Genomic DNA, 24542 nt, shown 5'->3' on the forward strand with positions numbered 1-24542 from the left:
AATGAACGGCATGGCGGATTATGACCTGGTGGTGCGCGGTGGCACCATCGTCGATGGCAGCGGCGGCGCGCCGTTCGCAGGCGATATCGCCATCCGGGGCGACCGGATCGTCGCGGTGGGCGATTGCCCCGGCACTGCCGCCGAAACCGTCGATGCCAGCGGCAAATTCGTGACCCCCGGCTTTGTCGATGTGCACACCCATTACGACGGGCAGGCGATCTGGTCAGAAGAACTGTCGCCCTCGTCCTCGCACGGAGTGACGACGGTGGTGATGGGCAATTGCGGCGTCGGCTTTGCGCCCTGCCGCAAGGAAGATCACGCCACGCTGATCAAGGTGATGGAAGGGGTTGAGGACATCCCCGGCGTCGTCATGGCCGAAGGGCTGCCGTGGGACTGGGAAACGTTCCCCGAATACCTCGACGCGCTGGATTCCCGCCGCCGCGATATCGATGTTGCCGCCTATCTGCCGCACAGCCCCTTGCGCGTCTACGCGATGGGCGCCCGCGGGGCGCAGCGCGAACCGGCAACGGCGGAAGACCTGGCCCGGATGCAGTCCATCGCGCGCGAGGCGATGGAGGCCGGGGCGCTGGGCTTTGCCACGTCCCGCCTGATGATCCACAAGACCATGGACGGCCAGCATATCCCGTCCTTCGAGGCCGACAATGCCGAACTCGTCGCCATTGCCCAGGCGCTGAAGGACACCGGCAAAGGCGTGGTCCAGATGGTGCTGAACCTCTACTCCGGTTGGGATGCGGAACTGTCGCACCTCATCAAGGTCGTTGAAAGCTCCGGCCGACCGGCGACCTTCACCTACGCCGTCGCCAATACCGGCCCGGTGACGCCGGACACCGATCTGGCGCTGGTCAATGCCGCCAATGCCGCAGGCGCAAAGATCAGCCCGCAGATCCTGCCGCGCCCGATCGGGATCGTCGCGGGGTTTGACCTGTCGACCCACCCGTTCTGCCTCTGCCCCAGCTATCTGCCGATTGCGACGCTGCCGCTGGAGCAGCAGCTGGAACACCTGCGCGATCCCGAATTCCGCGCCCGGCTGATTGCCGAAGTGCCGGAGGAAGGCCACCCGCTGGCGCAGCTGTCGCGCAACTGGGACTGGCTGTTCCCGCTGTCCGACCCGCCGAACTACGAACCCGCGCCTGAAACCAGCGTCGGCGCGCAGGCCCGTGCTCAGGGACGCTCCCCCGAGGATGTGGCGATGGACCTGCTGATGAACGGGGGCGATGGCCAGGGCATGCTCTACAACGCGCTGGGCAACTTCAACAACGGCAAGCTCGACGCGCTCTATGACCTGATGCAGCGCGATGACGTGGTGCTGGGGCTGGGCGATGGCGGCGCGCATTACGGCGCGATCTGCGATGCCAGCTATCCCACCTTCCTGCTGACTTACTGGACGCGCGACCGCGACGGGCCCCGGCTCGACTGGGCCAAGGCAATCCGCGCCCTTTCCGCCACTCCGGCCGAAGCGGTCGGCCTGCATGATCGCGGGCGGCTGGCTCCGGGCTACAAGGCCGATCTCAACGTAATCGATGCCCAGCGGCTCGCCCTGCACCGCCCGGTGGTCAAGCGCGACCTGCCCGGTGGCGGACGGCGGCTGGATCAGGGGGCAACCGGCTTTGCAGCGACAGTCGTTTCCGGCCAGGTCATCCGCCGCGACGATCGCCCCACCGGCGCCCGTCCCGGTCGGCTCGTGCGCGGATCGCAGGCGGTGGCGGCATGACCGTCACGCTCGAAGCCCTCGCCGCCCGCATTGCCCGGCTGGAGGATCTGGAAGCCATCCGCCAGCTGAAGGCCCGTTACTTGCGCGGCTGTGACCTGAAGCAGGTGGACATCGTGCGCGATACCCTGCTGCCGAAGGGCGCGGTGATCGCCTACGAGGGGTTCCCGCCCTTCGATGACCGCGAACCCTTTGTCGAAATTTTCGCGGCAATGGGCTGCCAGTCCGGCGTTTACGACATCCATCACGCGACCAATTCCGAAATCACCTTCACCGGTCCGGACGAGGCGGTGGGCAAGTGGTCGCTCAATTTCCACAGCATCATCCTGGCCAACCGCAGCGTGACCCACATGGGGGTGGAATACGAAGACCGCTATGTCCGCGAGGACGGCCGCTGGTGGATCGCCGAAACCCGCAGCCGCCGCCCGTTCTGCCGGGTCGAGCAAGTGGACGAGAGCGGTCACGCCGTGACCGTTGCCCTGGGCGATCCGCCGGCGACTTACGGCGCATAGCGCGCAATCTTCTGGATAAATCGCTGCCTGCCCTTGGTGCGGGCGGCGCCGGTTTCTAAGGAGCGGGAGTGAGCGCTCCGATTGTCATCGGTGCCGGACCAACCGGCACACCTGTCACCATCGACATGGAAGAACTGCTGGCGACCCGCCTGCTGGTTCAGGGTAACAGCGGCTCCGGCAAATCGCACCTCCTGCGCCGCGTGCTCGAAGAAAGTGCCGCGATCGTCCAGCAGGTGGTGATCGATCCCGAAGGCGATTTCGTGACGCTGGCCGAACCGTTCGGCCATATCGTGATCGACGCCGCCGCCTATTCCAGCGCCGAGATCGGCCGATTGGCAGCGCGCATCCGTGAACACCGCGCCTCGGTCATTCTGGCGCTCGACGGACTGGAGATCGAAGCGCAGATGCGCTGCGCCGCGCTGTTCCTCAATGCGCTGTTCGATGCCCCGCGCGAACAGTGGTATCCTGCGCTGGTCGTGGTCGACGAAGCGCAGATGTTCGCCCCCGCCGCCGCTGGCGACGTCAGCGATGAGGTGCGCCGTCTCTCGCTCTCGGCCATGACCAACCTGATGTGCCGGGGCCGCAAGCGCGGGCTGGCCGGCGTGATCGCCACGCAGCGGCTGGCCAAGCTGGCCAAGAACGTCGCGGCGGAAGCGTCGAACTTCCTGATGGGGCGCACCTTCCTTGATATCGACATGGCCCGCGCGGCGGACCTGTTGGGGATGGAGCGCCGCCAGGCCGAACAGATCCGTGATCTGGAGCGTGGGCATTTCCTGGGGCTTGGCCCGGCGATCAGCCGCCGCCCGGTGGCGGTGCGGATCGGGTCGGTCCAGACCGGCACCCGCGCGATCAGCCATGCCTTTGCGCCGCCGCCCGTCACCCCGGCGGACGATCTGTTCGCGCTGCTGCATGATGGGCTGGAGGCTGAACCGGCCTCTCCCAGTGCGCCCGCCCTGCCCCTGCCCAAGCCGGTCGCCGCCGAAGTCCTGCTCGACCAGATCACCCTGACGGCCGAAACCGCCCCAGTGGGTGAGCATGACGCCCCGCGGGAGGACCCGGAACCGATCATCGCGGAAATCCTGGCACAAATGGCCGAGGAGCCGGACGCCCCGTTCCAGTCGCCCGCCGACCTGTTCCAGGATTTCACCGTGCGCTGCCGGATGCGGCGGATCATGGTGCCGGGGCTGGACGTCACCCGGTTCCGTCGCCGTTTCGCGATGGCGCTGGCGGGCATGGCCGATCCTGGCGATGAACGCTGGGCCGACGTCCTGCAGGTCGCGCACGCCGTACCGGAAGACCTGCTCGCTCCGTTCCTCGTCCTCGCCCGCGCGGCGATGGACGGCGCGCCCTGCCCCGATGACGAGACGCTGGCGCGGATTTACGGCACCCATTCATCGGGCCGCATCCGCCGCCTGCTTGACAATTTCGAGCGGCAGGGCCTGATTGTGATGCGCACCGATTTCAGCGGTCGGCGCACCGTAACTATCCCCCAGCTGGGCCTGACCAGCGCCGCAGAGGACGCCTGAACGGCAGCCCCCTTCCCGCCTCCGTACCGGGCGGGAAGGGCGCCATACCAATCAGTGGCCGTGACCGTCCGTGTTGGCGCGGGCCTGACCGGCGGCGGAATTGCCGCTGCCTTCCCACCAATAGGCCGGCCGCACGCGGGCGCCGGTGGCTCTGTCGTTCAGCGTCGCCGCATCGTACAGCCGCCCGCCCAGCATCACCGCGTTGACCTTCTCGGTGTTGCGGATGTTTTCCAGCGGGTTGGCGTCCAGTACGACCAGGTCGGCCAGCTTGCCGACTTCCAGCGAGCCGATGTCGCGGTCCATGCCCAGCGTCTTGGCCGGGGAAACCGTCGCGGCTTGCAGCGCCTGCAGCGGGCTCCACCCGCCCTTGACGAAGCTCCACATTTCCCAGTGCGCGCCGATCCCGTCCTGCTGGCCGTGGGCGCCAATGTTCACCTGGATGCCCCGGTCGGCCAGCTTGCGAGCTTCGCGCGCGGCCCAGGTGTCGGCATAGTCCTCTTCCGGCGCCAGTTCGCGCCGCGCATTGGCGGCCGCGAGCGTGCCGGGCGGGATATGCGCCTTGAGCAGCGGCTGCTCCCACACGTTGGTACGCGAACGCCAGTAGGGATCGCCGCCCGGCCCGCCATACGTCACCACCAGCGTCGGGGTGTAGTTGGTGCGGGTCTGCGACCACAGTTGCAGCACATCGCTGTAGAACGTGCTGCCCGGAACGTTGTGTTCCACCGTGGCGTTGCCATCCTGGATCAGGGTCATGTCCATGTTGAACAGCGAGCCACCTTCCGGCACGACCAGCATGTTTTCGGCCTGCGCGGCGGCCACCACCATCTGGCGCTGTTCGCGGCGTGGCTGGTTGTAGTTCTTCACGCTCTGGGCGCCCTGCGCCTTCAGGCGGCGGACATGGGCCAGCGCGTCCTCGTACTTGCCGATATCCGCAAACACCCCGGCAGCCTTCGCGCCATAGATGATCTCCCCGGTCGAGAAGATGCGCGGGGCCAGGATCAGTCCGGCACGCTGCATTTCGGCGGCGGCGAAAATCTCGCTCGCCCGGCTGGAGGGATCGTGGATCGTCGTTGTGCCTAGCGCGAGGTTGGCCTGCGCCGACCAGTTCTGCTGCGGGACCAGCCCGTCCACGCCCTGCGGCCCGTGGGCATGGGCATCGATGAAGCCCGGCACCACAGTCTTGCCGGCCAGATCAACGCTGGTGGCTCCGGCCGGGATCGCAACGCTGCCGCGCGGTCCCACGGCAGCGATCCGGTCACCCTTGATCAGGATCGTCGCATCCTCGATCACGCCGCCGTCCGCGCCAGCCATCGTCACCACCCGCGCGCCGGTCAGCGCCACGGTGCCGGTCGGCTTGGCCGCCGGAACCGTACGGCTGAGCGAAAGGCCCGATTGCGGCGGCTTGTAGCCTTCCACCAGCGCCTTGGCCGTTTCAGCCCCGAATAGCACCGGGCCGATGCTCCAGTGCACCTTTTCGCCGCCGGCGGAGAAATGGATGAAGTCCCCGCCGCCCTGACTGAGGCGAACGTTGGGCAGCGCGGTTTCCTTCGCGCCCGCGCCCACGTCCTGCGCGCCGAGCATCAACGGCATCAGCCACGCTTCGTAGTTCTGCCGGAACGCCAGCGCGCGGCCATCGGGCGAGACCACGAATTCGCTGGTCATGTCACCGGATGCGTGGACCCGGCGCTGCTGTCCGCCCATGTCAGTGCTGACCAGTTGCAGCTTGCTGTCGGACTGGGCGACGGTGAACAGCCGGTCGCTGCTCGCGCCGAACTGCGGATTGCTGCCGCCCCGCACCACCAGTTTCGGCGCGCCGCCACTGGCCGGAACGGCATAGACGCCGCCATCGCGGCTCCACTGGTCGGACGTCAGGTAGCCACCCGAGCCCGCCTCGAACACCACGGTCTTGCCATCGGGCGAGAAGCGCGGGGTGGAATAATGCCCCGGTTCGCTCGTCACCACGCGCGGCGCGCCGCCGCCGGCAGCCACCACCTGCACCCGGCCCAGCGTCTTGTCGTTCCAGGCGACGAAGACCAACTGCTTGCCGTCGCGCGACCAGCTCGGCCAGGCTTCAAAGCTGTCCTCGTTCCCGCGCGTCAGGCGCCGTGCCTCACCCCCGGCAGCAGGCTTCAGCCACAGCTTGCCCAGCGATTCGAACACCACCTGCTTGCCATCGGGCGACACCTGCGCCCAGCGGACCATTTTCGTCTGCACCGTGTCGGGCGAAACCTCCACCACCGGGTGGACCGATTCCGCGACCACGCGGTCATCCTTCACGCGGAAGGGGATGTTGCGCACCGTGCCGTCCAGCCCGATCCGGGCCAGCTTGCCGCCGGTCCACAGCACCACTTCGCGGCTGTCCGCCGTCCAGTCCATGTTGGGATAGACGCCAGTGACGGCCCAGGTTTCCTGCATGTCCTGATCGGGCAGGTCATAGAGCTTGCGCTCGTTCCCGCTGGCGAGATCGCGGACATAGAGCTTCGACTTCGCGCGCTCGCGCCGCACGAAGGCCAGCTGCTTGCCATCCGGCGAAGGGGTCGGTCGCACCGCCCCGCCATTGCCGCCGGCCACCCGCAGCGTCTCCCCGGTTTCCAGGTCGTAGCGCTCGATCGCGAACAGCGCGCCGTTCGAATCCTGCGCGTATTCAAAGATCGGGCCCGGCGTGACGTTGCGGGTGAAATAGACCCCCTTGCCATCGGCGGAGAACGTCGGCTCGCCCAGTTCCTTCTGGTGGCGGTCGTTCACCCGCTTGACCAGCGGCACCCCGCCGCCGCCCTCGACGTGGAACAGCCACACCTCGCCCGTGCCCAGCGAACGCCCGGTGGTAAAATGCTTCTTCGCCACGATGTAACGCCCGTCCGGGCTCCAGCTGGGCTGGTTCATCAGGCGAAAGTCTTCCTTGGTCAGCTGCTTGCGGTTGCCGCCATCGGCATCCATCAGCCAGATATTGTCGCCGCCGCCCCGGTCGGACACGAAGGCGATGCGCTTGCCATCGGGCGACCAGCGCGGCTGCTGTTCATAGGCCAGCCCTTCCGCAATGCGGGTCGGCGCGCCGCCGCCGATCGGCATCGTGTAGATATCGCCGAGCATGTCGAACGCGATTCGCGTGCCATCGGGCGAGACATCGACGTTCATCCACGTCCCCTCGTCCGTTTCGAGCGGGACCTTGCGGGTCTTGAGCCCCGCAGGCGCTTCGACATCCCATTTCGGCGGGGTCGCGGGCGCGGCGGTGGAAGCGGCGTCCTGCGCCGATGCGAGCGAGCTGCCCGCAAGCAGCGCGGCGGCGAGCGAAAGTCTGGCAATCATGTGGGCTGTGTTCCCTGGCATTTTCACACCGGCAAGCCGGCAATGCCCGGAAACTGGCCCGCCGTGCCGCGCCGCGCAAGAGGGACTTCGACCGTAGTTGTGCATGCCCGCGCCGCAGGAGCGGCGCTGCCGATCAGTGCGTCATGCTGCGCCGCATCCGGTAACGCCCGTCGGCGAAATCCTCGAACAGTTCCGCCACCGAGGGGTGATCGATCGGGCCGCTATCGCCGTCTTCCGCCAGGTTCTGCTGGCTGACATAAGCGATGTAGCTGCTCTCCCCGTTCTCCGCGAACAGGTGATAAAACGGCTGCTCGCGATTGGGGCGCACTTCCTTGGGGATCGATTCGTACCATTCCTCGCTGTTGGCGAAGACCGGATCGATATCGAACACGACCCCGCGAAAATCGAAGAATCGGTGCCGCACGACATCGCCGATCCCGAAGCGCGCCTTGGTACGGCGGGGTACTTCGATCCGGCGGCCAGCCTGGGGTGAAAAGAACGACGCCTTGTCCATGACCCCTGTATAGGGATTGTGCGACTGCGAAACAACGCCGCGCCGGCCGCCCTCCCCCGAATTTGCCAGAAAGAGGGCTTGGCAAGCCCGCCAACATCCGCTAACCGCGCGCTTCTTCGACCGAACGGGCCCGTCCCGCTCACATGGCGATCTCGCGGAGAGGTGGCAGAGAGGTCGAATGCGCCGCACTCGAAATGCGGTGTACGGGTAACCGTACCGTGGGTTCGAATCCCACCCTCTCCGCCACTATATAATTGAAAATTAAAGAACAGTCCCAATTGGGGCTTCGAAATGGCGCAGTTCTGCGCCGTTTTCGCGTGGACTCCTAAACTGTTCAGACTAGCGAGACCCCCAAGATCTGTCTCAGATCGGCTTCCATCTCTTTTCACCTAAACCACGCCCCAAAAGGTTTAGGCCAAGAAAATGTCAGATTTCTGGGGTTTTTGCTTTCTACCCTGCCTTTTCTGTTCGGGCGCAATTTTGGCGCGCGAGAGACTCAAAACCGGCAGTATAGTAGGCGCCGCAGGGTATTCGAACCCGCCCGAATTGGAGATCCTGCTTCAACTAAGTCGCCAGAAATCGCCCTCAAATCCATGCTTCTCGAAGAGTGCTTTTGTTTCTGCTACAGAGCGTTTCCGCCATTGCTTCTCTAAGTAGCTTCCATACCAGTCGGCCGCAAACCGCCACATTTGCTGGATGGGTACGACTGCACCACGAGGCAGGCCATGGCGCGCGCACCAGTCCTCAACGTCAACCTCGGAGTGAAACGGCTGAAAGCTGGCGCAAGCGTGAATGACATTATCCCACCACTCTCGAACCGGTGTTGACAGGTGGAAGAGGAGTTCGGTTTCCTGTACCTCGCCTCCACAAACGTGAACGACTATCGGTTCTCGCTCCCCGCCAATCCGAGTGTGGATGCTCACATCCTCATTGAGCGCCGCTGCGATACCCATACCGCAGTAGAGGCAGTTGGCCCACCAACCACGACCGGAAGTCTCAACCCAACAAGAACCCGGAGAAAGGGCGAACGGGTGAACTACCCAAGGGGCACAGCGGTGCGGATGAAGCTGAAGTGCGTGGGCGTCGTGCAATTGTCTTAGAGATTGCTCGACTGCAATGACGTCAGCATCAAGTCGCTGAGCAAGCTGCTCATTGCTGGGTGCGCGGCCTAATTCCGCTATTGCGCGAGTAAGTTCGCCCCTAACATTGAGATCGAATGGCAGGAGATCGTTGGTGTCCATGCCTTCTAGCATCGCACGATCCGTTTTTGTCGGCAATGCTGAGGAGTTTCGAGTGCTTAAGCGCACTAAATCCTATGGCAGAAGCCTTCAGTGGCTGCCAGGCGTCCGAAAAATCGCGACCTCCTGCTCAGCCCAAGGAAGATCGATCGCATACCATAGGTCCTTAAGCCGCACGGCTGGCGCGTTCCGCTCGATCAGCAGTTTGTGCAGCACATTGGGCGCGAGGTAAGTCAGCCTCACAACCCGTCCGACGTAGGCAGCCGTACCACCACCCGCTTGTCCGAAAGATCGATATCTTCGGGCCAGGCCTGCGGATGGATCAGCCGTCCGGCGAAGTCGGCAAGTCCCGGCCAGTCGGGCGTGTAGCCCTGATCGTGGCGATAATAGCCCGCGCAGGACCACAGAAAATGCGCGGTACATTCCTCGATCTCCTCCGACCCTGCGACAGCGACGCGCACCGCCCAGTGCCGCTCGGCGCTGCGCCAGTCGGCCGAGATGACGCGGCGGCCATAGCGGATGTGAGGGTCAAGCCCGTATTCCTCGATCACCTCGCCGAGGTAACGCATGATCTCGGCGCCGCTGGCGATCGGCGGCCCCTCCCACGGCTTGAACCGGTAGCCGAAGGTGAACAGGTCGCTGTCCGAACGGATGCCCGGATAGCGATGGATCAGCCATGTGCCGCCGAAGCTCTCGTGCGCTTCCAGAACGGCGAAGCTCTTGCCCGGCAGCTGGGTCTTGAGATGGCAAGCCGAACCGATGCCTGAAATGCCTGCGCCGATGATCAAGACGTCGAAATGCTGGGCCATTTTGTGGGCTCTCCCGTGTGGATTCCGCCATCGGATAGACGCTCCGGGATAAAATAACAACTGTTGTGACTGAAGCGGAGTCGTTAACACCCGGTGCCCGCGATTCGCCGCGGGAGACCAGATAGGGAGTGGAAGAGATGACGAGTGATGCGCTTGCCCAGGTGACCGCCGGGCTCAAGGATGCGGTGGGCGAGGATTGCGGCCTCGGCGCGGTGGTGAAGTTCGACTTCGGGTCCGAGGGCGTCGTGGTGATCGATGCGACCGCGGTGCCCAACATCGTCGATAACGAGGACCGCCCTGCTCAGTGCACGCTCAAGCAGAGCATCGCCGATTTCGCCGCCATGAGCGAAGGCACCCTCGGCGCCGCGCAGGCGATGATGACGGGGCGGCTGAAGATCGAAGGCGACATGGGGCTCGCCATGCGGATCGACGGCGCGTTGTCCCGCGGTCGCTGACGGCCCGACGTCTGTGCGCCTCGTCCTCGTGCGTCAGCGCGGGGCGAGGCGCGCCAGCGCGGCCTCGACGATCGCCATCTGGTAGTCGTGCGAATAGAGCTCCGGCGAGATCAGCGCCTGAATGCCGACCCCGTCGACGATGCACAGGATCACGTCGGCCTCGAGCGCCGGATCGAGTTCCGCCGCCACCTCGCCGCGCGCCTGCATCGCGGTCAGCAGCGCCGTCCACATGCTGCGCATCTGGGCGTAGAGCGAGCGGTGCTGTTCGGCCTGCTTGCTGTCCGACAGCGCCGCCACGGTGAAGGCGAGCCACACCCGCCACCACAATTCGTTATCCGCCGCACCCGGAAGATAGCGGCCGAGCAGATTGCGCACGTCTTCCAACGATGCCTCGACGCTGCTCGGGTCGATCCGGTCGAGTTCCAGCTTGGCGATGATCGCCTTGAGCACGAAGCCCAGAAGGTCGTTCTTGTCGCGGAAATAGTGGGTGAGCACCCCGGTGGTGCTGCCGAGCTCCTGCGCGATGGCGCGCATCGAAGCGCGGTCGAGCCCTTCGCGGGCGATCACGGCACAGGTGGCCTGGACAACCTCGTCACGGCGGCTGTCGGCAGGGGTGGCGTTGGGTTGGGCGCTCATGATGTTCCCATACACCGGACTAGCGCCTCACAACAAGTGTTATGCAGCTCTTGACAACATAACAACCGTTGTGATGCTATCATGATCCTGACGCAATGAAGCGCGGGACAAGGGATGGGGACGATTCGATGAAGGTGCTGGTTCTCGGGGGTGCAGGCGGCATGGGGCAGGTCGCCGTGCGTGAAGCGGTGCGGTTCGATTTCGTCGAAAGCGTGACGGTCGCTGATCTCCATGCCGAGCACGCCGCCGAGGTGGCGGCGCTCTATCCCGGCAAAGCGGGCGCGATCGGGCTCGACATCAATGATCGCGTGGCGATGGGCGCTGCGATCACCGCGCATGACGTGGTCCTCAACGCGGTGGGGCCGTTCTACACCCATGGGTTACCGGTGCTCGAACAGGTGATCGATGCCGGGCGGCACTACGCCGATATCTGCGACGACTGGGAGCCGACGCTCGACATGCTGGCGCTCTCGCGCCGCGCCGAGGAGCGCGGGGTGACGGCGGTGATCGGCATCGGCGCCAGTCCCGGCGTCACCAACATGATCGCGCTCAAGGCCGCGCGCGCGCTCGACGAGGTCGACGACTTGCTCACCTGCTGGTCGATCGAGGGGAGCGACGAGGATCTCGAGGCGATGCGCAGCCAGCGTCCCCGCGCGACCGGGGCCAGCGCGGCCGTCGTCCACTGGGTCCAGCAGCTGACCGGCACCATCCGGGTGCTGGCGGATGGCGGGTTCCAGGATGTGAAACCGCTCACCAGCCGGACGATCCACTATCCGGGCCGGGGCGAGGTGGTCACGTGGTCGGTCGGCCACCCCGAGGCGGTGACCTTGCCGCGCGCGGTCCCCGGGCTGCTCCACTGCGCCAACGCAATGGTCGGCCCGCCCGAAAGCTTCGAAGGTCTCGCCATGATCGCCCAGCTGGTCGACAGCGGCGCGCTGACCATCCACCAGGCCGCCGACGCGATCCTGGCCAGCATGCAGGAAAAGGCCGCCGCGCCGGTCCAGCAGGAGGAAAAAGCGCGGGTCGTGGCGCCGCCGCTGTTCGCCTGGGCGAGCGGTCGCCGCAATGGCCGGCCCGCTATCGCCACGGCCGAAGTCCACTCCATGCCCGCAGGCGGCATGGCCGGCTCGACCAGCGTGCCCTTCGCGCTGGTGCTGCCGCTGTTCGCCAACGGGCTCGGCACGCGCCACGGGGTCTTCGCGCCCGAGGAAATCATCGATCCCGACGACTTCCTCGACCGGCTTGCCCCGCTGTGCGCGGGCAACTTCGCCTCGGGCCGCGAGCTGGTGAGCGTCACCTGCGAGGAACAGGACGGCTGAGGGCACTGTCAAAGCAAATGCACCTGCTGGTAGCGAGGGCGTTTGAAGGCTAAGCGGCGTCATGTCTCGACGCCGCAAATCCGCCAGTCCCTTCCGCTATTTCAACTCGTCACCGGAGATCATCCGTCTCGCGGTGATGCTGTATGTCCGCTTTCCGTTGTCGCTGCGAAACGTTGAAGACCTACTATTCGAGCGCGGCATCGACGTGTGTCACGAGACGGTGAGGCTGTGGTGGAACAGGTTTGGTCCACTGTTTGCTGCAGACATCCGGCGCCAGCGGGTAAACCGGATGCGCGGCTTCAAACACTGGCGTTGGCACCTTGATGAGATGTACGTCAAACTCAACGGCGAGATGGTTTATTTATGGCGTGCTGTAGACCACGAGGGTGAGGTTCTGGAAAGCTACGTCACTCGGAAACGCGACAAATCCGCAGCTTTACGCTTTCTGAAGAAAGCCATGAAACGCCATGGACAGGCAGAAGAAATCGTTACTGATGGACTACGCTCCTACCCTGCCGCCATGAAGGAACTGGGCAATGTAGAGCGGCGGGAGATGGGACGCTGGCTAAACAACCGAGCTGAAAACAGCCACCTCCCCTTTCGACGACGAGAACGGGCGATGCTGCGATTTCGGCAAATGAAGTCCCTACAGAAATTTGCTTCAGTCCATGCTTCCTTCCACAACCACTTTTCCCAGGAACGCCACCTCGTCGACCGAACCACATTCAAGCTTCGACGCTCGGCCGCACTGGTCGAGTGGCAAAACCTTGTGAACTAAAGAATTGCAAAGTTGAGGATCATTGCATCCAGTGGAGAGCGGTTCGCATTAGACTGACAGCACCGGTTGGCGAAGTCGAGGAAATTCTGACGTCAGTTTGAGGGCACCGTCCGTGTCTTGTAGATCGCGGCATCCTGTTCAGCCCAAGGCAGATCGATTGCATACCATAGATCCTTAAGCCGCACGGCTGGGGCATTCCGCTCGATCAACAGTTTGTGCAGCACGTTGGGCGCGAGGTAAGCCAGCCGCACAACCCGCCCGACGTAGGCAGCAGTCAATCCCTCAGCAGTGGCGATGTCCTGGTTGCAGGAGGCTTCCCCGGTCCCCAACTTACGTTTCCAGCTCCATGCCAGCGCTAGTGCTCGCATGATGTGGGGGTCCACACCGCCATTGTCGTCGTTCGCAACATAGTCGTCTGGCGGCGCGATGCGCGGCCGTCCGTTCCGCTTTCGGATTACGAGCGGGATAAAGACCGTGGTGATGCCGGCGGCTTCACTCATGCAGCTTTGTCCAGCTTGGGCAATTGCAACATGTCGCTTACCAACGAGCTAAGCCCGCTGGTGCGAAGATCGAGTGACATGCCTTCCTGGCTGACGACAACGCGTTCGATGAGCAGCCGGGCCGTGCGGTCCTGTTCGGCCGGGAACAGGTTATCCCAGAAGCTGTCAAAGGTCGCCAATGCACCCGCTACATCGTTCTCGGTAAAGCCCGACCTCGCTGCCTTGAGGGCAGCACAAGCTTTGGCTGCAATTTCGGGCGCGCGCAGCAGCTGGCGGATCTTCTGAACGACCGCGCTTTCGATGACGCCCGCGTTGAGGCGCACGATCGAGTCCTGGCCTTCGGTGCCACGGTTCCGCAAGGCGTCCATTGAGATGTAATAGCGATAGAGCCGCTCCCCCTTACGTGTATGCGTCGGCGTCATCGCAATGCCGGTGTCGGTGAAGATAAGTCCCTTGAGCAATGCGGGGGTTTGCGCACGGGTATTGTTGGCCCGAACGCGGGGACTGATCTTCAAGATCGAGTGGACCTTATCCCAGAGCGGCTGGTCGATGATCGCTTGATGCTCGCCCGGGTAGCTGGTGCCCTTGTGAACAGCTTCACCAAGATAAACCCGATTGCGGAACAGCTTGTAGAGGAACCCCTTGTCGATGGGCCGACCTCGCTTGTTGGTGATGCCCTTGCGGACAAGCTCGCGGGTCAGCCTGGTGGCTGATCCCAACTCGACAAATCGCTCGAAGATGAAGCGGATCTGTGCCGCTTCTGCCTCATTGATAACCAGCTTGCGATCGACTGCGTCATAGCCCCATGGCACGAACCCACCCATCCACATGCCCTTGGCGCGGCTGGCCGCAATTTTGTCGCGGATGCGCTCGCCCGTCACCTCACGCTCGAACTGCGCGAATGATAGGAGGACGTTCAGGGTGAGGCGCCCCATCGAAGTCGTCGTGTTGAATGACTGGGTGACCGACACGAACGTCACCTTGTGCTTATCAAACACCTCAACGAGCCGGGCAAAATCCATCAGCGAGCGGGACAAGCGGTCGATCTTGTAGACCACGATGACGTCGACCAGGCCTGCACGAATGTCTTCCAGCAGGTTCTGCAAGCCCGGACGATCAAGGTTGCCGCCGGAAAACCCTCCGTCGTCATAGCCTTCGCGCATGGTGAGCCAGCCTTCGTGACGCTGGCTCGCGATGTAGGCTTCACAGGCTTCGCGCTGCGCATCGAGGCTGTTGAACTCTTGCTCAAGGCCTTCCTCTGAGGACTTCCGGGTGTAGATAGCGCAGCGGATGCGTCGTCGTGCTTCAGTCATCGCGCGCCTCCCTCGGCTGCACGAAGGCCAAAGAAGCGATATCCGTTCCAGTTGGTGCCGGTGATGGATTTGGCAATCGCCGAGAGCGATTTGTAGCGCTGCCCATTCCAGTCGAACCCATCTTTGGCAACAACGACCGTGTGCTCGGTCCCTTTCCAATCCCGGATCAGGCGCGTACCGATGATCGGGTTGCGGGGGTCTGAGATCACTGACTTCCTGACCTTTTTACCCTCGACCTCGTCGGCCAGCATATCCAGGGTGCGGATGATGGGTTTGGAAAGGCCGCCGAAGGCCAGCTCTTGGATCCGGTGGGCGAGGCGCTGCTCGAGAAACGGGCGGCTGTTGTTGGGAGCAGCGGCATCAAACAGCTTCTCCCACTCCTGCCGTAGCTGCGGCATTGTCATGGTCTTTAGCGCGGCAAGGCGTGCAAGCACCTGTGGGTCGTCATAGTTCTGCATTAGCGTTCTCCAACTCGGGGGCGTCCCCGGGTTCGACACACGCTCTTGGGCCGCGAGATAGCGAGTGAACTATCTGCGTCCCCTGCAGATATAGAACTGGACTTTGCGTGCATCCGGATGATGCCTGCCGCGATGATCTGCCCCAACTCGGTGAAGCGCTGGTCGTCGGTCATGGTGTTGATGGGAGACGGGCTGCTGCCCGCGGAGATGTCGTGCATGTTGGCTCAGTCCTCTAAAGGCATGAACCCTCCTACTGATGACATACTAGATGCGTCCCAAGTGGAACCCTTTGGTAGCGAATTGCATACCGTTATGTAATCCCGCGACTTCTAATCGCAGCTAACACCTTGCGGTTGATACTATGGCGTGTGGCAAGTTGCCTTGCAGTAAGATCGCGCTTGCGATGCGTGTCCTGTTGAAACTGGTACTCCCAAGCGTTGATGATCCCCTGGCGGTGGAATAGCGCCGCTGCATCAGGGCCTATGCTCTTGTCGGGATTGCTTTTGATCCGCTTGATCGAGGCAAAGATCAAATCAGAGCGAAAGCCCAGAAACCTCTTCACACAGACATTGCCAACGTCGACCGACTGGCCAGTTACGCCGTTCTTGATTGTGCAGAGGTCGATGATTGGAAAGTGACCGCAGAGGCAGGCTTCGGGTTCATCAGCTTGGCTGATACTAACGAGCCTCCATTCTTTACGAGCTGTCTCCCAATCCGTCGCCTTACTCAGCTTCAGGATCTCAGTCTTCAGCTGGGCAAAGTTGTATCCATCACTCATCGGCCACCTCAGCCATCAAAACATCTCCCGCCCATACCAGCGTATGCGACCGATGATGTTCACCTCGTCGGCCAAGCAGTCGTAGGGCGGATAACGGGTGTTGTCCGAAATGATCTGCACGCGCGGCGGATCGCTCATAGGGACGTGCTCTAAGCGTTTGGCCACCAGCCCGAGGCCGTCGTGGAGCACAAAGATCCCGGGCGGCTGGGGGATCTTCTGGGACATGTCGACCAGCACCGTGTCCCCATCTTCGAGAGTCGGCTTCATGCTATCGCCCTCCACCTGCATGACCCGCAGCATAGACGGGGCCGCCTTCAAGCGGTCCTTGATCCACGACCGCCGAAAATGGAAATCACGCCCCGGCTTTGCCTCTTCATCCAGAATGGAGCCGCCCCCCATCGACGGGCGAGCATTGACATAAGCAATCCCAATGAAGTCGGACTGCGCGCCCTCATCTAGCGGGGTTTCGCCCTGGACGTCTCCCTGCCCGTGAAGCAGCCATTCGACGTCGACCTTCACCGCAGCGGCCACGCTCTTGAGACGCTCCAGATTGGGCGTCTGCGATCGGCCGCGGATGATATCGTACAAGAACGACCGGTTCACACCGGCCAGTGAGGCAACGTCAGCGACGTTCATGCCCAGCTGGCGGATGCGTGCGCGGAGGCGCCTAAAGCGCATCGAACAGGCGCTCGCCAAACAGCTGCTCTCGCCAGCCGACCGGCAGGCAGGGCTCGTGATTGAGTTCAACCTCGAAGGCCTGCTGCGCGGTGATAGCGCTGCGCGCGCCTCCTTCTACCAGCAGATGCTGACCAATGGTGTGATGGCCATCAACGAGGTCCGTGCCCTTGAAAACCTGCCGCCTGTCGAAGGCGGCGATCCCTGACACCCTGACGGAGACATTCCATGTTTGACATTACCAAGCTTGCCGCCACCGAGACCTCGATCGTCGAGCTCGTCGGCGGCGATGATGCCCCGCTCTATGACGACAAGGGCAAGCGGCTGACGATCACGGTCTATGGCCCGGGAACGAAGGTCTATCAGCGCGCGCAGCAGCGCCAGCAAAACCAGCTGATGGACAAGATCAAGAAGCGCGGGAAGATGGACCAGACGGCCGAGGAAAAGCTCGCCGAGCAGGCTGATTTCCTCGCCGCCTGCACGGTCAGCTTCAACGGCTTTGCCTATCCGCCCGCCGATGGCCTCGAAGGCCAGGACCTGTTCCGTAAGGCCTATGCCGATCCCTCGATCGGCTTCATCGCCGCCCAGGTTGCCGCCCACATCAATGACTGGGCAAATTTTACGAAGAGCTCGGCCGAGAGCTGAGCCTCTACGTCCGGCAACTGGCGTGGCTAGGCACCGCGCCCAGGCCGCGCAGCAGCAGTAAAGCCCGGACAGACGCCGACACCGAACCACTGACCCGCATGCAGCGTATGGCAGTGGACGATCTCACACCCGACATGCCGCCGATCCGCACGCCCTGGATCATCGATCACCTGATGGATCTCGGGCCCAGCGAGGCCGGCGCCATGGGGCCGGTGCCCATCTCATGGGCGTCCATCGATCATTGGCAGCGCTGTTCGGGACACGATCTTCCGCCCTGGACAACGCGGCTCCTGCGCCGCCTCTCGGTCGACTTTGTCGCCGAGACGGTTCGGGCCCGCGAACCCGATTGTCCTCCGCCCTGGACGGCAACTTCCAGCCTCAACCGCGATGAAGTCTCCCGGAAAGTGACCAATGCTTTCCGGGCGCTCATGATCTCGAAGGAGCCAAACCCATGAAGGCCGGCACCCTCGAGATTGAGCTCATCACCAATGTCGCCCGTCTCCAGAAGGAGATGGCTGACATGAAGCGGTCGGTGGCAGGCGCGATGGGCGATATTGCTGAATCCGCCTCGCGCGCGGACAAGGCGCTGGGCTCGGCAGGCGGCGGCGGGCTCACCCGTATGGGCGGATCTGCCAAGCTTGCCAGCCACCATGTGCAGAACCTCGTCTTCCAGCTCAATGACATGGTTGTCGGTCTGTTCTCGGGGCAAAAGCCGCTGACCGTGTTCATGCAGCAGGGCACGCAGATCGGTCAGATCGGCATGCAGGCCGGGATGGGCATCGGCGGCATGGCGCGGGCTCTGGTCGGCCTTGCCGCAGGCGCGGCCGCGGCCGCGCTCACTAACCCCTACCTGTTGGCAGCGGCGGCGGCCGCGGCGCTGGCATTTGGCCCATTCAAGATGTTCCAGTCCAGCGTCAAGCAGACGGGCGAGCTCGACAAATACGCCCAGAGCCTCGGCCTCACCAAGAAGGAGATGGAGAAGCTCGGGCCGGTCGGGATCACCGTCGGCGACACCATGAAGGGTCTCTGGAAGACCGTCTCCGACGGCCTGAACCTCGGCTCGGTGTTCTCGACCCTCAAGGACTGGGCCACGACTGCGTTCGATGCGATCATGCAGGTCGGCAAATACGCCATCGCCTTCATCTACGCAGGCTGGGTCGGCGGGTTCGGCGCGATCAAGATCCTCTGGGCCTCGCTCCCCGGTGTCATCGGGGAAGCGGCCGTGGGCGCCGCAAACCTCGCGATCAGCGGCGTCGAGTTCATGGCGAACAAGGCCATCGCTGCGATCAACTGGCTTGTCGACCGGGTGAACCCGCTCCTCGACCGCGTTGGCCTCACCACCATCTCGCGCGTCGAGAGCGTTGCTCTGCCGCGCATGGAAAACAGCTTCGCCGGCTCGACCGCGCGCATGGCGGGTCAGATCCAGAGCGAATTCTCCGCTGCCTTTGGCGATGCTATGTCGATGATGAACAGCTTCTCGGCCAAGTGGCGTGAGAACACCATCGCAGCCGCCAAGGCCCGGCTTGCCGCCAAAGCTGACGAGATCCGCGGTGATCCCAAAGAGAAGACAGCCAAGGCGCATAAGGACACTGAGGCGGAAAAGGCGCTCAAGGCCGCGCAGGATTTTGCGCGCAACCTTGAGCTCGAGACCGCCAAGATCGGCAAGACCCCGATCGAGATCAAGCGCATGGAAGTCGCCATGGCGGCTCTGAAGGCGCCGACCGACGAGGCGCGCATTGCGATCCTGCAGGCGGGCGAAGCCTGGGAAAAGGCAACGAAGGCGCAGGCCGAGAAGGAGTTCATTAAGAATACGGTCGCCCCGCTTGAGCTCCAGGTCGCTATGCTCGGTAAATCCACCAAGGCGCAGGAACTGGCAAACCTTGAGGCCGAAAAAGAGCAGATCGTGCTTGAGCGCGGTGCGGCTGCCTGGGAACGATACCGGGCGGCCAAGACCGCGCTCATCGAGCACGATTTTCAGGTCAAGGAGCAGGAACAGTTCCTTCAAAGCCTCGAGGACATGGTCTCGGCGACGCAAGCGGCTGCCAGCAACATGGCCGATGCCTTCGGTTCGGTGGGCGGCGCGATTGGCGGCATCACCGTCGAGATCGCCCGCTTTGCCTCGGCGCAGGCGGCATCTGCCAAGCGGGTCGCCGATGCGGAGCGGGAATACGGCAAGACCTCGTTCCAGTATGCCGATGCGCGCGCGGCCCAGGCCTCAGCCGAGATCAACCACTATGGCAATCTGGCTTCTGCGGCGAAGGGGTTCTTCGAGGAAGGCTCGGATGGCTACAAGGCGATGCTGGCGGCCGAGAAGGTGTTCCGTGCCTTCGAGCTCGCCATCGCGATCAAGAATGCCGCGGTGAAGATCGGCCTTATCGGTGCGCAGACTGCTGCCAAGGTCACCAGCGACACCGCCATGGCTGCTTCCGACACCGCACGCGCCGGGGTTGAACAGGGCAATTCGATCATCACGACCGGCATCAAGGCGGTGGAAGCGGTGGTGAACGCGATCCGCTCACTGCCGTTCCCGCTCAACATCGCTGCAGGTGCTGTCACCGCTGGCGTGATCGCTTCGCTGGGTGTTGCCATCTCGGGAGCGTTTGGGGGATCGGGCAAGGCGCCTGTCACCAATGATGGCACCGGCACGATGTTCGGCGACAGCGCGGCGAAGTCCGAGAGCATCTCAAAATCCATCGACCATCTGCGCGAGATCGATACACTGACCATGCGGTATTCCGCCGCGATGCTGGCCTCGCTCAAGAACATCGAAGCCAATATCGGCGGGCTCACCAATCTTATCATCCGCACCAATGGTTTTGATGCCTCGGCTGCGGGCATCCAGACCGGGACCAAGGCGACAGGTATTCTCGGCGGGCTGACCTCGGCTCTCACCGGCGTCTCGAACTTTGTCGGTGGCAAGACCGGTTCGCTGATCGGTGCGGGCATCGGTCTTGCCATTGCCGGGCCAATCGGTGCGGCCATCGGCTTCCTGGGGGCAAAGCTTCTGGGCGGGCTTGGCAAGGTGCTGGGTAGCGTGGTCAATGCGCTTTTCGGCACCAAGACCAGCATCATCGGTCAGGGCATTTATGGCGGCGCGCAGTCGCTCGGCTCGATTGTCTCTGGCGGCTTTGATGCGAGCTATTACACCGACATCAAGAAGACGAAGAAGTTCTTCGGGATCAGCGTCGGCTCGAGCTATTCGACGCAGTACGCTGCGGCGAGCGCGGAACTGGAGCAGCAGTTCAGCCTGATCTTTTCAGGCTTCTATGACGCCATCTCGGCTGCAGCCGGGCCTTTGGGCATGTCACTGGATGAGGTGCAGTCGCGGCTCGCGGGCTTTGTCGTCAACATCGGCAAGATCGATCTCAAAGGCCTTACCGGCGAGCAGATCCAGGAGAAGTTGACCGCTGTCTTCGGAGCTGCTGCCGATAGTATCGCGCGGGCAGCGATCCCGGGCCTCGAACAGTTCCAGAAGGTGGGCGAGGGCTATTTCGAAACCCTGGTTCGGGTGGCTTCCAGCATCGAAGCGGTGGCCTCCTCGCTTTCCCTGCTCGGGACTTCAGTGGAAGGATTGAGCCTTTCGGCCAAGATGAACCTCTTCGACCTGTTCGGTTCGGCAAGCGACATGGCGTCGGCCACCGGCGACTATTTCTCACTCTTCTACACCAAGGCCGAGCAGACCGCCGCGCTCACCGCCCAGATGAACCAGGTCTTCGGCAGCCTCGGCCTGACGCTCCCCGACAGCATTGCGGGTTTCCGCGCACTGGTCGACGCCCAGGACCTTACCACCGAGGCCGGGCGCGCGGCCTATGTCGCGCTGATTCAGCTGGCGCCTGCTTTTGCTGATCTCATTGGCGCGGCGCAGGATGCAGCAAGTGCAGCCGCCATTGTCGACGAGCGCCTTGGCCTCGAGCGCCAGCTGCTCGAGCTCCAGGGCAATACGGCGGCGCTGCGCGCCCTCGACTTGGCCCAACTCGATGAAAGCAACCGGGCGTTGCAGGAACAGATCTGGGCGCTGCAGGACCAGCAGAAGGCCGCCGATGAAGCGGCCGCTGCTGCCGAAAAGCTGCGCTCGGCCTGGACCCAGATCACCGACGGCCTGCTCGCGGAAGTTGCCCGGATTCGTGGCAGCATGGATGGCGGCACCAAGACCTACGCTCAGGCGCTCTCCGAGTTCAACGCGGCAACCCTTGCGGCCCGCAGTGGTGACCAGGAAGCGGCCAAGTCGCTCCCCGGGCTCAGCCAGACCCTATTGAGCGCAGCCGCCGATGCGGCCACCTCTGCGCAGGATCTCGCCCGCATTCAGGGGCAGACGGCCGCCAGCCTCGAGCAGACGGTGGCGATCATCAACGCGATGGCCGGGCTGCCGGCCGAGACTGCGACGGCGGCAGCGTCGACCAACCCCAGCTGGTGGGAGCAGTTTGCCTCTACCCAGACAGCAACAGCGACCACCTCGGCCAATGACAGCGCTACCGTGCTGATCGATGGACTGGCATCGCTGAAACAGGAGCTTTCTGATCTGCGCGACGAGCAGCGAATTGCCTCTGCCACCATTGCCTCCGGAACGAGCAAGACCGCCCGCATCCTCGAGCGCGTGACACCGGACGGCGATGCGCTCGCGGTGAGGACTGCGGCATGAAGCTGATCCGCCCCACCGCGCTGATCGATGCCATGCTCACCAGCAGCACGGCCCCGGAAAATGACTATCCGGTCTGGGCAGCCGGTACGGTTTATGCGGTCGGCGCCCGGGTCATCCTGACCTCGACGCACCGCAAGTACGAAGCCCTGGCGGCATCGACGGGCGTGAACCCGGCTTCCGATCCGACCAAATGGCTCGACCTTGGCCCGACCAACCGCTGGGCCATGTTCGACGCCCGCGTGGGCACGGCAACCACACGTCCCGGTTCGCTGCAGGTCGTGCTTGCTCCGGGCGCTGCTGATGGTCTCGCGCTGATCGACATCGAGGCGGAGAGTGCCAGCGTTACGCTCACGGTCTCTGGTAATCAGATCTACAGCCGGACGCAGAGCCTCAACATCGGCGGGAATGCGATCGACACCTGGTTTGCCTGGTTCTTCGAGCCGCTTGGCAAAAGGACCGGGCTGCTGTTCCTCGATGTGCCCGTTTACGAGACGGGGGTCCTGACTGTGACCCTGACGCGGGACAATCCAGCCGACGCCGTCAAATGCGGGACCCTGCTGGTTGGCCGTCAGTTTGACATTGGCGATACCGAGCACGGGGTAGATCTCGGGATCATCGACTATTCGCGCAAAGAGACCGACCAGTTCGGGGTGACCTCGGTCGTGGAGCGCGCCTTTGCAAAGCGCATGTCAGCCCGGGTCGTCATGCAAACCGATGCGCTCGATGATGTGCATCGTACGCTTGCTTCGATCCGCGCGACGCCGGTGCTCTGGATTGGCTCGGAGAGCTTCGAAAGCCTCACCGTCTTTGGCTTCTACAAAGAATTCTCGATCGACCTTGCCTATCCCACGGTCAGCTACTGCAGCCTGACCATCGAAGGCCTCACTTAACCTTTCATCCCTCAGCGCAGGATCTGCCATGCCTATCACGGCCTTGCCCGCGCCGCCCACCCGGTCGGACGCGACGAACTTTAATGCGCGCGCCGATGCCTTCCTTTCGGCGCTGCCAACCTTTGCTACAGAGGCCAATTCGCTGGCCAGCGAAGTAAACGGCTAACATCGGCGGCACGCTAGGCGTGGCCAAGGGCGGCTCGGGCGCGACCACTCTTACTGGCTACCTCAAGGGTAATGGCACCTCCGCCTTCACCGCGTCGGCAACGATCCCCAACACCGATATCTCCGGGCTCGGCACCATGTCGACCCAGGCGGCGAGCAACGTCGCCATCACCGGTGGCTCGATTGATGGCGTGACGCTGGATGGTGGAACCTTCTGATGCCGAGCACCATCCTGCTCAAACGATCTTCGACTGCCTCCAGCGTGCCCGCGGCGGCTTCGCTGCAGGCGGGCGAACTCGCCGTCAATCTGGCTGACCAGAAGCTCTATTCGAAGACTGCGGGCGGCACCGTCGTTCAGGTGGGCTTTGGCAATCTGACTTCGGCGATGGTGACGACTGTGCTGGGCTTCACGCCCTATAATTCGACCAACCCCAGCGGTTATATCACGGCCAGTGGGTCGATCACCGGTTCCTCAGGATCCTGCACCGGCAATGCCGCGACAGCAACCAGGTGGGCGACTGGGCGCACCATTGCGCTGACCGGTGATGTGACAGGGACGAGCGGCAGCTTCGATGGCTCTGGCAATCTTTCGTTCGCCGCCACGCTGGCCAACAGCGGCGTGACGGCCGGGACCTATCTCAAGGTCACTGTAGACGCCAAAGGACGGGTAACGGCCGGCTCCTCTATGACTTCGGGCGATGTGACCGGTGCACTGGGCTTCACGCCTGCCAACAAGGCGGGCGAAGGCTTCACCGGCAGCATCTCGGTCTCGGGAACCATCACCGCTACTGGCGACGTGACGGCGTTTTCCGATGCGCGGCTCAAGACCGACGTGGAGACGGTTTCTGACGCCCTGGATCGCGTCCGCAAGCTTCGCGGAGTGACCTTCACTCAGCGTGACACGGGCAGTCGCGGTATCGGTCTCGTTGCCCAGGAACTGGCTCCCATCGTGCCCGAAGCAGTCATGACCCATGACGATGGGCTCATGTCTGTCGCCTACGGAAACCTGGTGGGACTGCTCATCGAAGCGGTCAAAGAGCTCGCTGATCTCAGCGACACCCAAGCGCGTACCATTGCCAAGCTTGAGGCGCGACAATGACCCTGCAAACAACCGGCCCGATATCTCTGGGCAATGTCGGCGCAGAGCTCGGCCGCGCGGCCGGCACCACCACTTCACTAGGCGAAACCGCGGTCCGCAATTTGGCTGGTATTGCCTCCGGGGCGATCAAATTGTCCAACCTCTACGGCAAATCGTCTGTCGCATTCACGCCCGCGGGCGGGCTGTCGAGTGGATCGCCGGTCGCACTCAGCGACTGGGCTGCCGGAGGAGGAAATGCGGCGGTTACAATCCAGTGCACACAGTCCGCCGTCTGGACCTGGTCTGGGTCGGGTGGGACTGGGTCATTTGTGAACGTCGCGTCTGGGGGATCATCAACGGCGATCACCTTCCGCCTTTCGAATACGGGCTACTCGATCCGGCAGAGTTTCTGGACGGTCAGTGCGACCGCTGGAGGTGTAACCCGATACTGGCAGGTTGAGCTGATCAACGAGGGATATGCGTGAACCAGCGATTGCTCGGGCCGGTGCCTCGATCGATATCCCGCAGATGAATGCTGCAGTCAGTCCGCCACCAAAAATGAGCGCGGTATTAGTCGAA

General features: G+C 63.5%; 25 protein-coding genes and 1 tRNA gene. 16 read left to right on the plus strand and 10 right to left on the minus strand.

The genetic code is table 11. The features are described from left to right. Window positions 1-10 precede the first annotated feature (10 nt). The 3 genes from IE113_RS08960 (at window position 11) to IE113_RS08970 (ending at window position 3767) form a co-directional block, all read left to right on the plus strand. Window positions 11-1732, plus strand: coding sequence for an N-acyl-D-amino-acid deacylase family protein (locus IE113_RS08960; RefSeq protein ID WP_189540591.1), 1722 nt, complete (start codon window positions 11-13; stop codon window positions 1730-1732). Next, entirely contained in the window at window positions 1729-2241 is a 513-nt protein-coding gene (locus IE113_RS08965; protein WP_189540593.1) for a nuclear transport factor 2 family protein, read from the plus strand. The genes IE113_RS08960 and IE113_RS08965 overlap by 4 nt, the downstream gene beginning before the upstream one ends. Window positions 2242-2309: 68 nt before the next feature. Continuing rightward, entirely contained in the window at window positions 2310-3767 is a 1458-nt protein-coding gene (locus IE113_RS08970; RefSeq protein WP_189540595.1) for a helicase HerA domain-containing protein, read from the plus strand. Between the two features lie 51 nt (window positions 3768-3818). On the opposite strand, the gene IE113_RS08975 is transcribed toward IE113_RS08970, so the two are convergent. Next, a complete protein-coding gene (locus tag IE113_RS08975; protein WP_189540597.1) occupies window positions 3819-7073 on the minus strand; it encodes an amidohydrolase family protein in 3255 nt (1084 codons plus the stop codon). Between the two features lie 133 nt (window positions 7074-7206). Further along, the gene (hspQ, locus tag IE113_RS08980; protein WP_189540599.1) at window positions 7207-7587 is read right to left on the minus strand and encodes a heat shock protein HspQ; all 381 of its coding nucleotides are present in this window, start codon (window positions 7585-7587) and stop codon (window positions 7207-7209) included. A 156-nt stretch (window positions 7588-7743) separates the two neighbouring features. On the opposite strand from hspQ, the gene IE113_RS08985 reads away from it, so the two are divergent. Then, window positions 7744-7833 (plus strand) — tRNA-Ser (locus IE113_RS08985). A gap of 314 nt (window positions 7834-8147) precedes the next feature. Here the strand turns inward: IE113_RS08985 and IE113_RS08990 are convergent. Beyond that, window positions 8148-8828, minus strand: coding sequence for an alkylmercury lyase family protein (locus tag IE113_RS08990; protein WP_189540603.1), 681 nt, complete (start codon window positions 8826-8828; stop codon window positions 8148-8150). Window positions 8829-9064: 236 nt separating this feature from the next. After that, window positions 9065-9634, minus strand: coding sequence for a flavin-containing monooxygenase (locus tag IE113_RS08995; RefSeq protein ID WP_189540605.1), 570 nt, complete (start codon window positions 9632-9634; stop codon window positions 9065-9067). A gap of 137 nt (window positions 9635-9771) precedes the next feature. Here IE113_RS08995 and IE113_RS09000 point away from each other — a divergent pair, with 137 nt between their 5' ends. Continuing rightward, window positions 9772-10089 (plus strand): SCP2 sterol-binding domain-containing protein, encoded by a 318-nt coding sequence (locus IE113_RS09000; protein WP_189540606.1) that lies wholly within the window; start codon window positions 9772-9774, stop codon window positions 10087-10089. A gap of 33 nt (window positions 10090-10122) precedes the next feature. Here IE113_RS09000 and IE113_RS09005 read toward each other — a convergent pair whose 3' ends face one another. Then, a complete protein-coding gene (locus tag IE113_RS09005; RefSeq protein ID WP_189540608.1) occupies window positions 10123-10725 on the minus strand; it encodes a TetR/AcrR family transcriptional regulator in 603 nt (200 codons plus the stop codon). A 128-nt stretch (window positions 10726-10853) separates the two neighbouring features. Here IE113_RS09005 and IE113_RS09010 point away from each other — a divergent pair, with 128 nt between their 5' ends. Together IE113_RS09010 and IE113_RS09015 are read left to right on the plus strand one after the other, a co-directional pair. Beyond that, window positions 10854-12044: a saccharopine dehydrogenase family protein gene (locus tag IE113_RS09010; RefSeq protein ID WP_268248112.1), complete on the plus strand. Its 1191-nt coding sequence runs from the start codon at window positions 10854-10856 to the stop codon at window positions 12042-12044. Window positions 12045-12105: 61 nt separating this feature from the next. After that, entirely contained in the window at window positions 12106-12822 is a 717-nt protein-coding gene (locus IE113_RS09015; RefSeq protein WP_169945895.1) for an IS6 family transposase, read from the plus strand. A gap of 92 nt (window positions 12823-12914) precedes the next feature. Here IE113_RS09015 and IE113_RS09020 read toward each other — a convergent pair whose 3' ends face one another. The 5 genes from IE113_RS09020 to IE113_RS09040 form a co-directional block, all read right to left on the minus strand. After that, window positions 12915-13322 carry a hypothetical protein gene (locus IE113_RS09020; RefSeq protein WP_189540612.1) on the minus strand — a complete coding sequence of 136 codons (408 nt, stop codon included), beginning with the start codon at window positions 13320-13322 and terminating at the stop codon, window positions 12915-12917. Next, a complete protein-coding gene (locus IE113_RS09025; protein ID WP_189540613.1) occupies window positions 13319-14635 on the minus strand; it encodes a recombinase family protein in 1317 nt (438 codons plus the stop codon). Before IE113_RS09025 ends, IE113_RS09020 begins: the two co-directional genes overlap by 4 nt. Next, the gene (locus IE113_RS09030; RefSeq protein WP_189540615.1) at window positions 14632-15093 is read right to left on the minus strand and encodes a DUF2924 domain-containing protein; all 462 of its coding nucleotides are present in this window, start codon (window positions 15091-15093) and stop codon (window positions 14632-14634) included. The genes IE113_RS09025 and IE113_RS09030 overlap by 4 nt, the downstream gene beginning before the upstream one ends. A 310-nt stretch (window positions 15094-15403) precedes the next feature. Beyond that, window positions 15404-15871, minus strand: a complete 468-nt coding sequence (locus IE113_RS09035; RefSeq protein ID WP_189540617.1) for a hypothetical protein — start codon at window positions 15869-15871, stop codon at window positions 15404-15406. Window positions 15872-15886: 15 nt separating this feature from the next. Continuing rightward, complete coding sequence (locus IE113_RS09040) at window positions 15887-16507, minus strand: XRE family transcriptional regulator (protein ID WP_229822239.1); 621 nt, start codon at window positions 16505-16507, stop codon at window positions 15887-15889. Between IE113_RS09040 and IE113_RS09045 the strand changes: the two genes are divergently transcribed. The 9 genes from IE113_RS09045 (at window position 16506) to IE113_RS09085 (ending at window position 24448) form a co-directional block, all read left to right on the plus strand. Next, the gene (locus tag IE113_RS09045) at window positions 16506-16754 is read left to right on the plus strand and encodes a phage portal protein (protein ID WP_229822240.1); all 249 of its coding nucleotides are present in this window, start codon (window positions 16506-16508) and stop codon (window positions 16752-16754) included. The genes IE113_RS09040 and IE113_RS09045 overlap by 2 nt on opposite strands. A gap of 20 nt (window positions 16755-16774) precedes the next feature. Beyond that, a complete protein-coding gene (locus tag IE113_RS09050) occupies window positions 16775-17191 on the plus strand; it encodes a hypothetical protein (protein ID WP_189540623.1) in 417 nt (138 codons plus the stop codon). A 107-nt stretch (window positions 17192-17298) separates the two neighbouring features. Beyond that, on the plus strand, window positions 17299-17646 hold the full coding sequence (locus IE113_RS09055) for a hypothetical protein (RefSeq protein WP_189540625.1): 348 nt from the start codon (window positions 17299-17301) through the stop codon (window positions 17644-17646). Further along, window positions 17643-21830: a phage tail length tape measure family protein gene (locus IE113_RS09060; RefSeq protein ID WP_189540626.1), complete on the plus strand. Its 4188-nt coding sequence runs from the start codon at window positions 17643-17645 to the stop codon at window positions 21828-21830. The genes IE113_RS09055 and IE113_RS09060 overlap by 4 nt, the downstream gene beginning before the upstream one ends. After that, window positions 21827-22720, plus strand: a complete 894-nt coding sequence (locus tag IE113_RS09065) for a hypothetical protein (protein ID WP_189540628.1) — start codon at window positions 21827-21829, stop codon at window positions 22718-22720. Before IE113_RS09060 ends, IE113_RS09065 begins: the two co-directional genes overlap by 4 nt. 28 nt (window positions 22721-22748) lie before the next feature. Beyond that, a complete protein-coding gene (locus IE113_RS09070) occupies window positions 22749-22886 on the plus strand; it encodes a hypothetical protein (RefSeq protein WP_189540630.1) in 138 nt (45 codons plus the stop codon). Window positions 22887-22905: 19 nt separating this feature from the next. After that, window positions 22906-23103: a hypothetical protein gene (locus IE113_RS09075; RefSeq protein WP_189540722.1), complete on the plus strand. Its 198-nt coding sequence runs from the start codon at window positions 22906-22908 to the stop codon at window positions 23101-23103. Then, complete coding sequence (locus tag IE113_RS09080; protein ID WP_101797233.1) at window positions 23103-23984, plus strand: tail fiber domain-containing protein; 882 nt, start codon at window positions 23103-23105, stop codon at window positions 23982-23984. The genes IE113_RS09075 and IE113_RS09080 overlap by 1 nt, the downstream gene beginning before the upstream one ends. Continuing rightward, on the plus strand, window positions 23981-24448 hold the full coding sequence (locus IE113_RS09085; protein ID WP_144039856.1) for a hypothetical protein: 468 nt from the start codon (window positions 23981-23983) through the stop codon (window positions 24446-24448). The genes IE113_RS09080 and IE113_RS09085 overlap by 4 nt, the downstream gene beginning before the upstream one ends. Window positions 24449-24542 lie beyond the last annotated feature (94 nt).

The organism is Novosphingobium arvoryzae, from assembly GCF_014652615.1.
Classification (GTDB): Bacteria; Pseudomonadota; Alphaproteobacteria; order Sphingomonadales; family Sphingomonadaceae; genus Novosphingobium; species Novosphingobium arvoryzae.

Coding starts and splice junctions, on each gene's coding strand:
- IE113_RS08960 (WP_189540591.1), top strand. CDS start 11: ATGGCGGATTATGACCTGGTGGTGCGCGGTGGCACCATCGTCGATGGC.
- IE113_RS08965 (WP_189540593.1), top strand. CDS start 1,729: ATGACCGTCACGCTCGAAGCCCTCGCCGCCCGCATTGCCCGGCTGGAG.
- IE113_RS08975 (WP_189540597.1), bottom strand. CDS start 7,073: ATGATTGCCAGACTTTCGCTCGCCGCCGCGCTGCTTGCGGGCAGCTCG.
- hspQ (WP_189540599.1), bottom strand. CDS start 7,587: ATGGACAAGGCGTCGTTCTTTTCACCCCAGGCTGGCCGCCGGATCGAA.
- IE113_RS08990 (WP_189540603.1), bottom strand. CDS start 8,828: ATGGACACCAACGATCTCCTGCCATTCGATCTCAATGTTAGGGGCGAA.
- IE113_RS08995 (WP_189540605.1), bottom strand. CDS start 9,634: ATGGCCCAGCATTTCGACGTCTTGATCATCGGCGCAGGCATTTCAGGC.
- IE113_RS09000 (WP_189540606.1), top strand. CDS start 9,772: ATGACGAGTGATGCGCTTGCCCAGGTGACCGCCGGGCTCAAGGATGCG.
- IE113_RS09005 (WP_189540608.1), bottom strand. CDS start 10,725: ATGAGCGCCCAACCCAACGCCACCCCTGCCGACAGCCGCCGTGACGAG.
- IE113_RS09010 (WP_268248112.1), top strand. CDS start 10,854: ATGAAGGTGCTGGTTCTCGGGGGTGCAGGCGGCATGGGGCAGGTCGCC.
- IE113_RS09015 (WP_169945895.1), top strand. CDS start 12,106: ATGTCTCGACGCCGCAAATCCGCCAGTCCCTTCCGCTATTTCAACTCG.
- IE113_RS09020 (WP_189540612.1), bottom strand. CDS start 13,322: ATGAGTGAAGCCGCCGGCATCACCACGGTCTTTATCCCGCTCGTAATC.
- IE113_RS09025 (WP_189540613.1), bottom strand. CDS start 14,635: ATGACTGAAGCACGACGACGCATCCGCTGCGCTATCTACACCCGGAAG.
- IE113_RS09030 (WP_189540615.1), bottom strand. CDS start 15,093: ATGCAGAACTATGACGACCCACAGGTGCTTGCACGCCTTGCCGCGCTA.
- IE113_RS09035 (WP_189540617.1), bottom strand. CDS start 15,871: ATGAGTGATGGATACAACTTTGCCCAGCTGAAGACTGAGATCCTGAAG.
- IE113_RS09045 (WP_229822240.1), top strand. CDS start 16,506: ATGCCCAGCTGGCGGATGCGTGCGCGGAGGCGCCTAAAGCGCATCGAA.
- IE113_RS09040 (WP_229822239.1), bottom strand. CDS start 16,507: ATGAACGTCGCTGACGTTGCCTCACTGGCCGGTGTGAACCGGTCGTTC.
- IE113_RS09050 (WP_189540623.1), top strand. CDS start 16,775: ATGTTTGACATTACCAAGCTTGCCGCCACCGAGACCTCGATCGTCGAG.
- IE113_RS09055 (WP_189540625.1), top strand. CDS start 17,299: ATGGCAGTGGACGATCTCACACCCGACATGCCGCCGATCCGCACGCCC.
- IE113_RS09060 (WP_189540626.1), top strand. CDS start 17,643: ATGAAGGCCGGCACCCTCGAGATTGAGCTCATCACCAATGTCGCCCGT.
- IE113_RS09065 (WP_189540628.1), top strand. CDS start 21,827: ATGAAGCTGATCCGCCCCACCGCGCTGATCGATGCCATGCTCACCAGC.
- IE113_RS09070 (WP_189540630.1), top strand. CDS start 22,749: ATGCCTATCACGGCCTTGCCCGCGCCGCCCACCCGGTCGGACGCGACG.
- IE113_RS09080 (WP_101797233.1), top strand. CDS start 23,103: ATGCCGAGCACCATCCTGCTCAAACGATCTTCGACTGCCTCCAGCGTG.
- IE113_RS09085 (WP_144039856.1), top strand. CDS start 23,981: ATGACCCTGCAAACAACCGGCCCGATATCTCTGGGCAATGTCGGCGCA.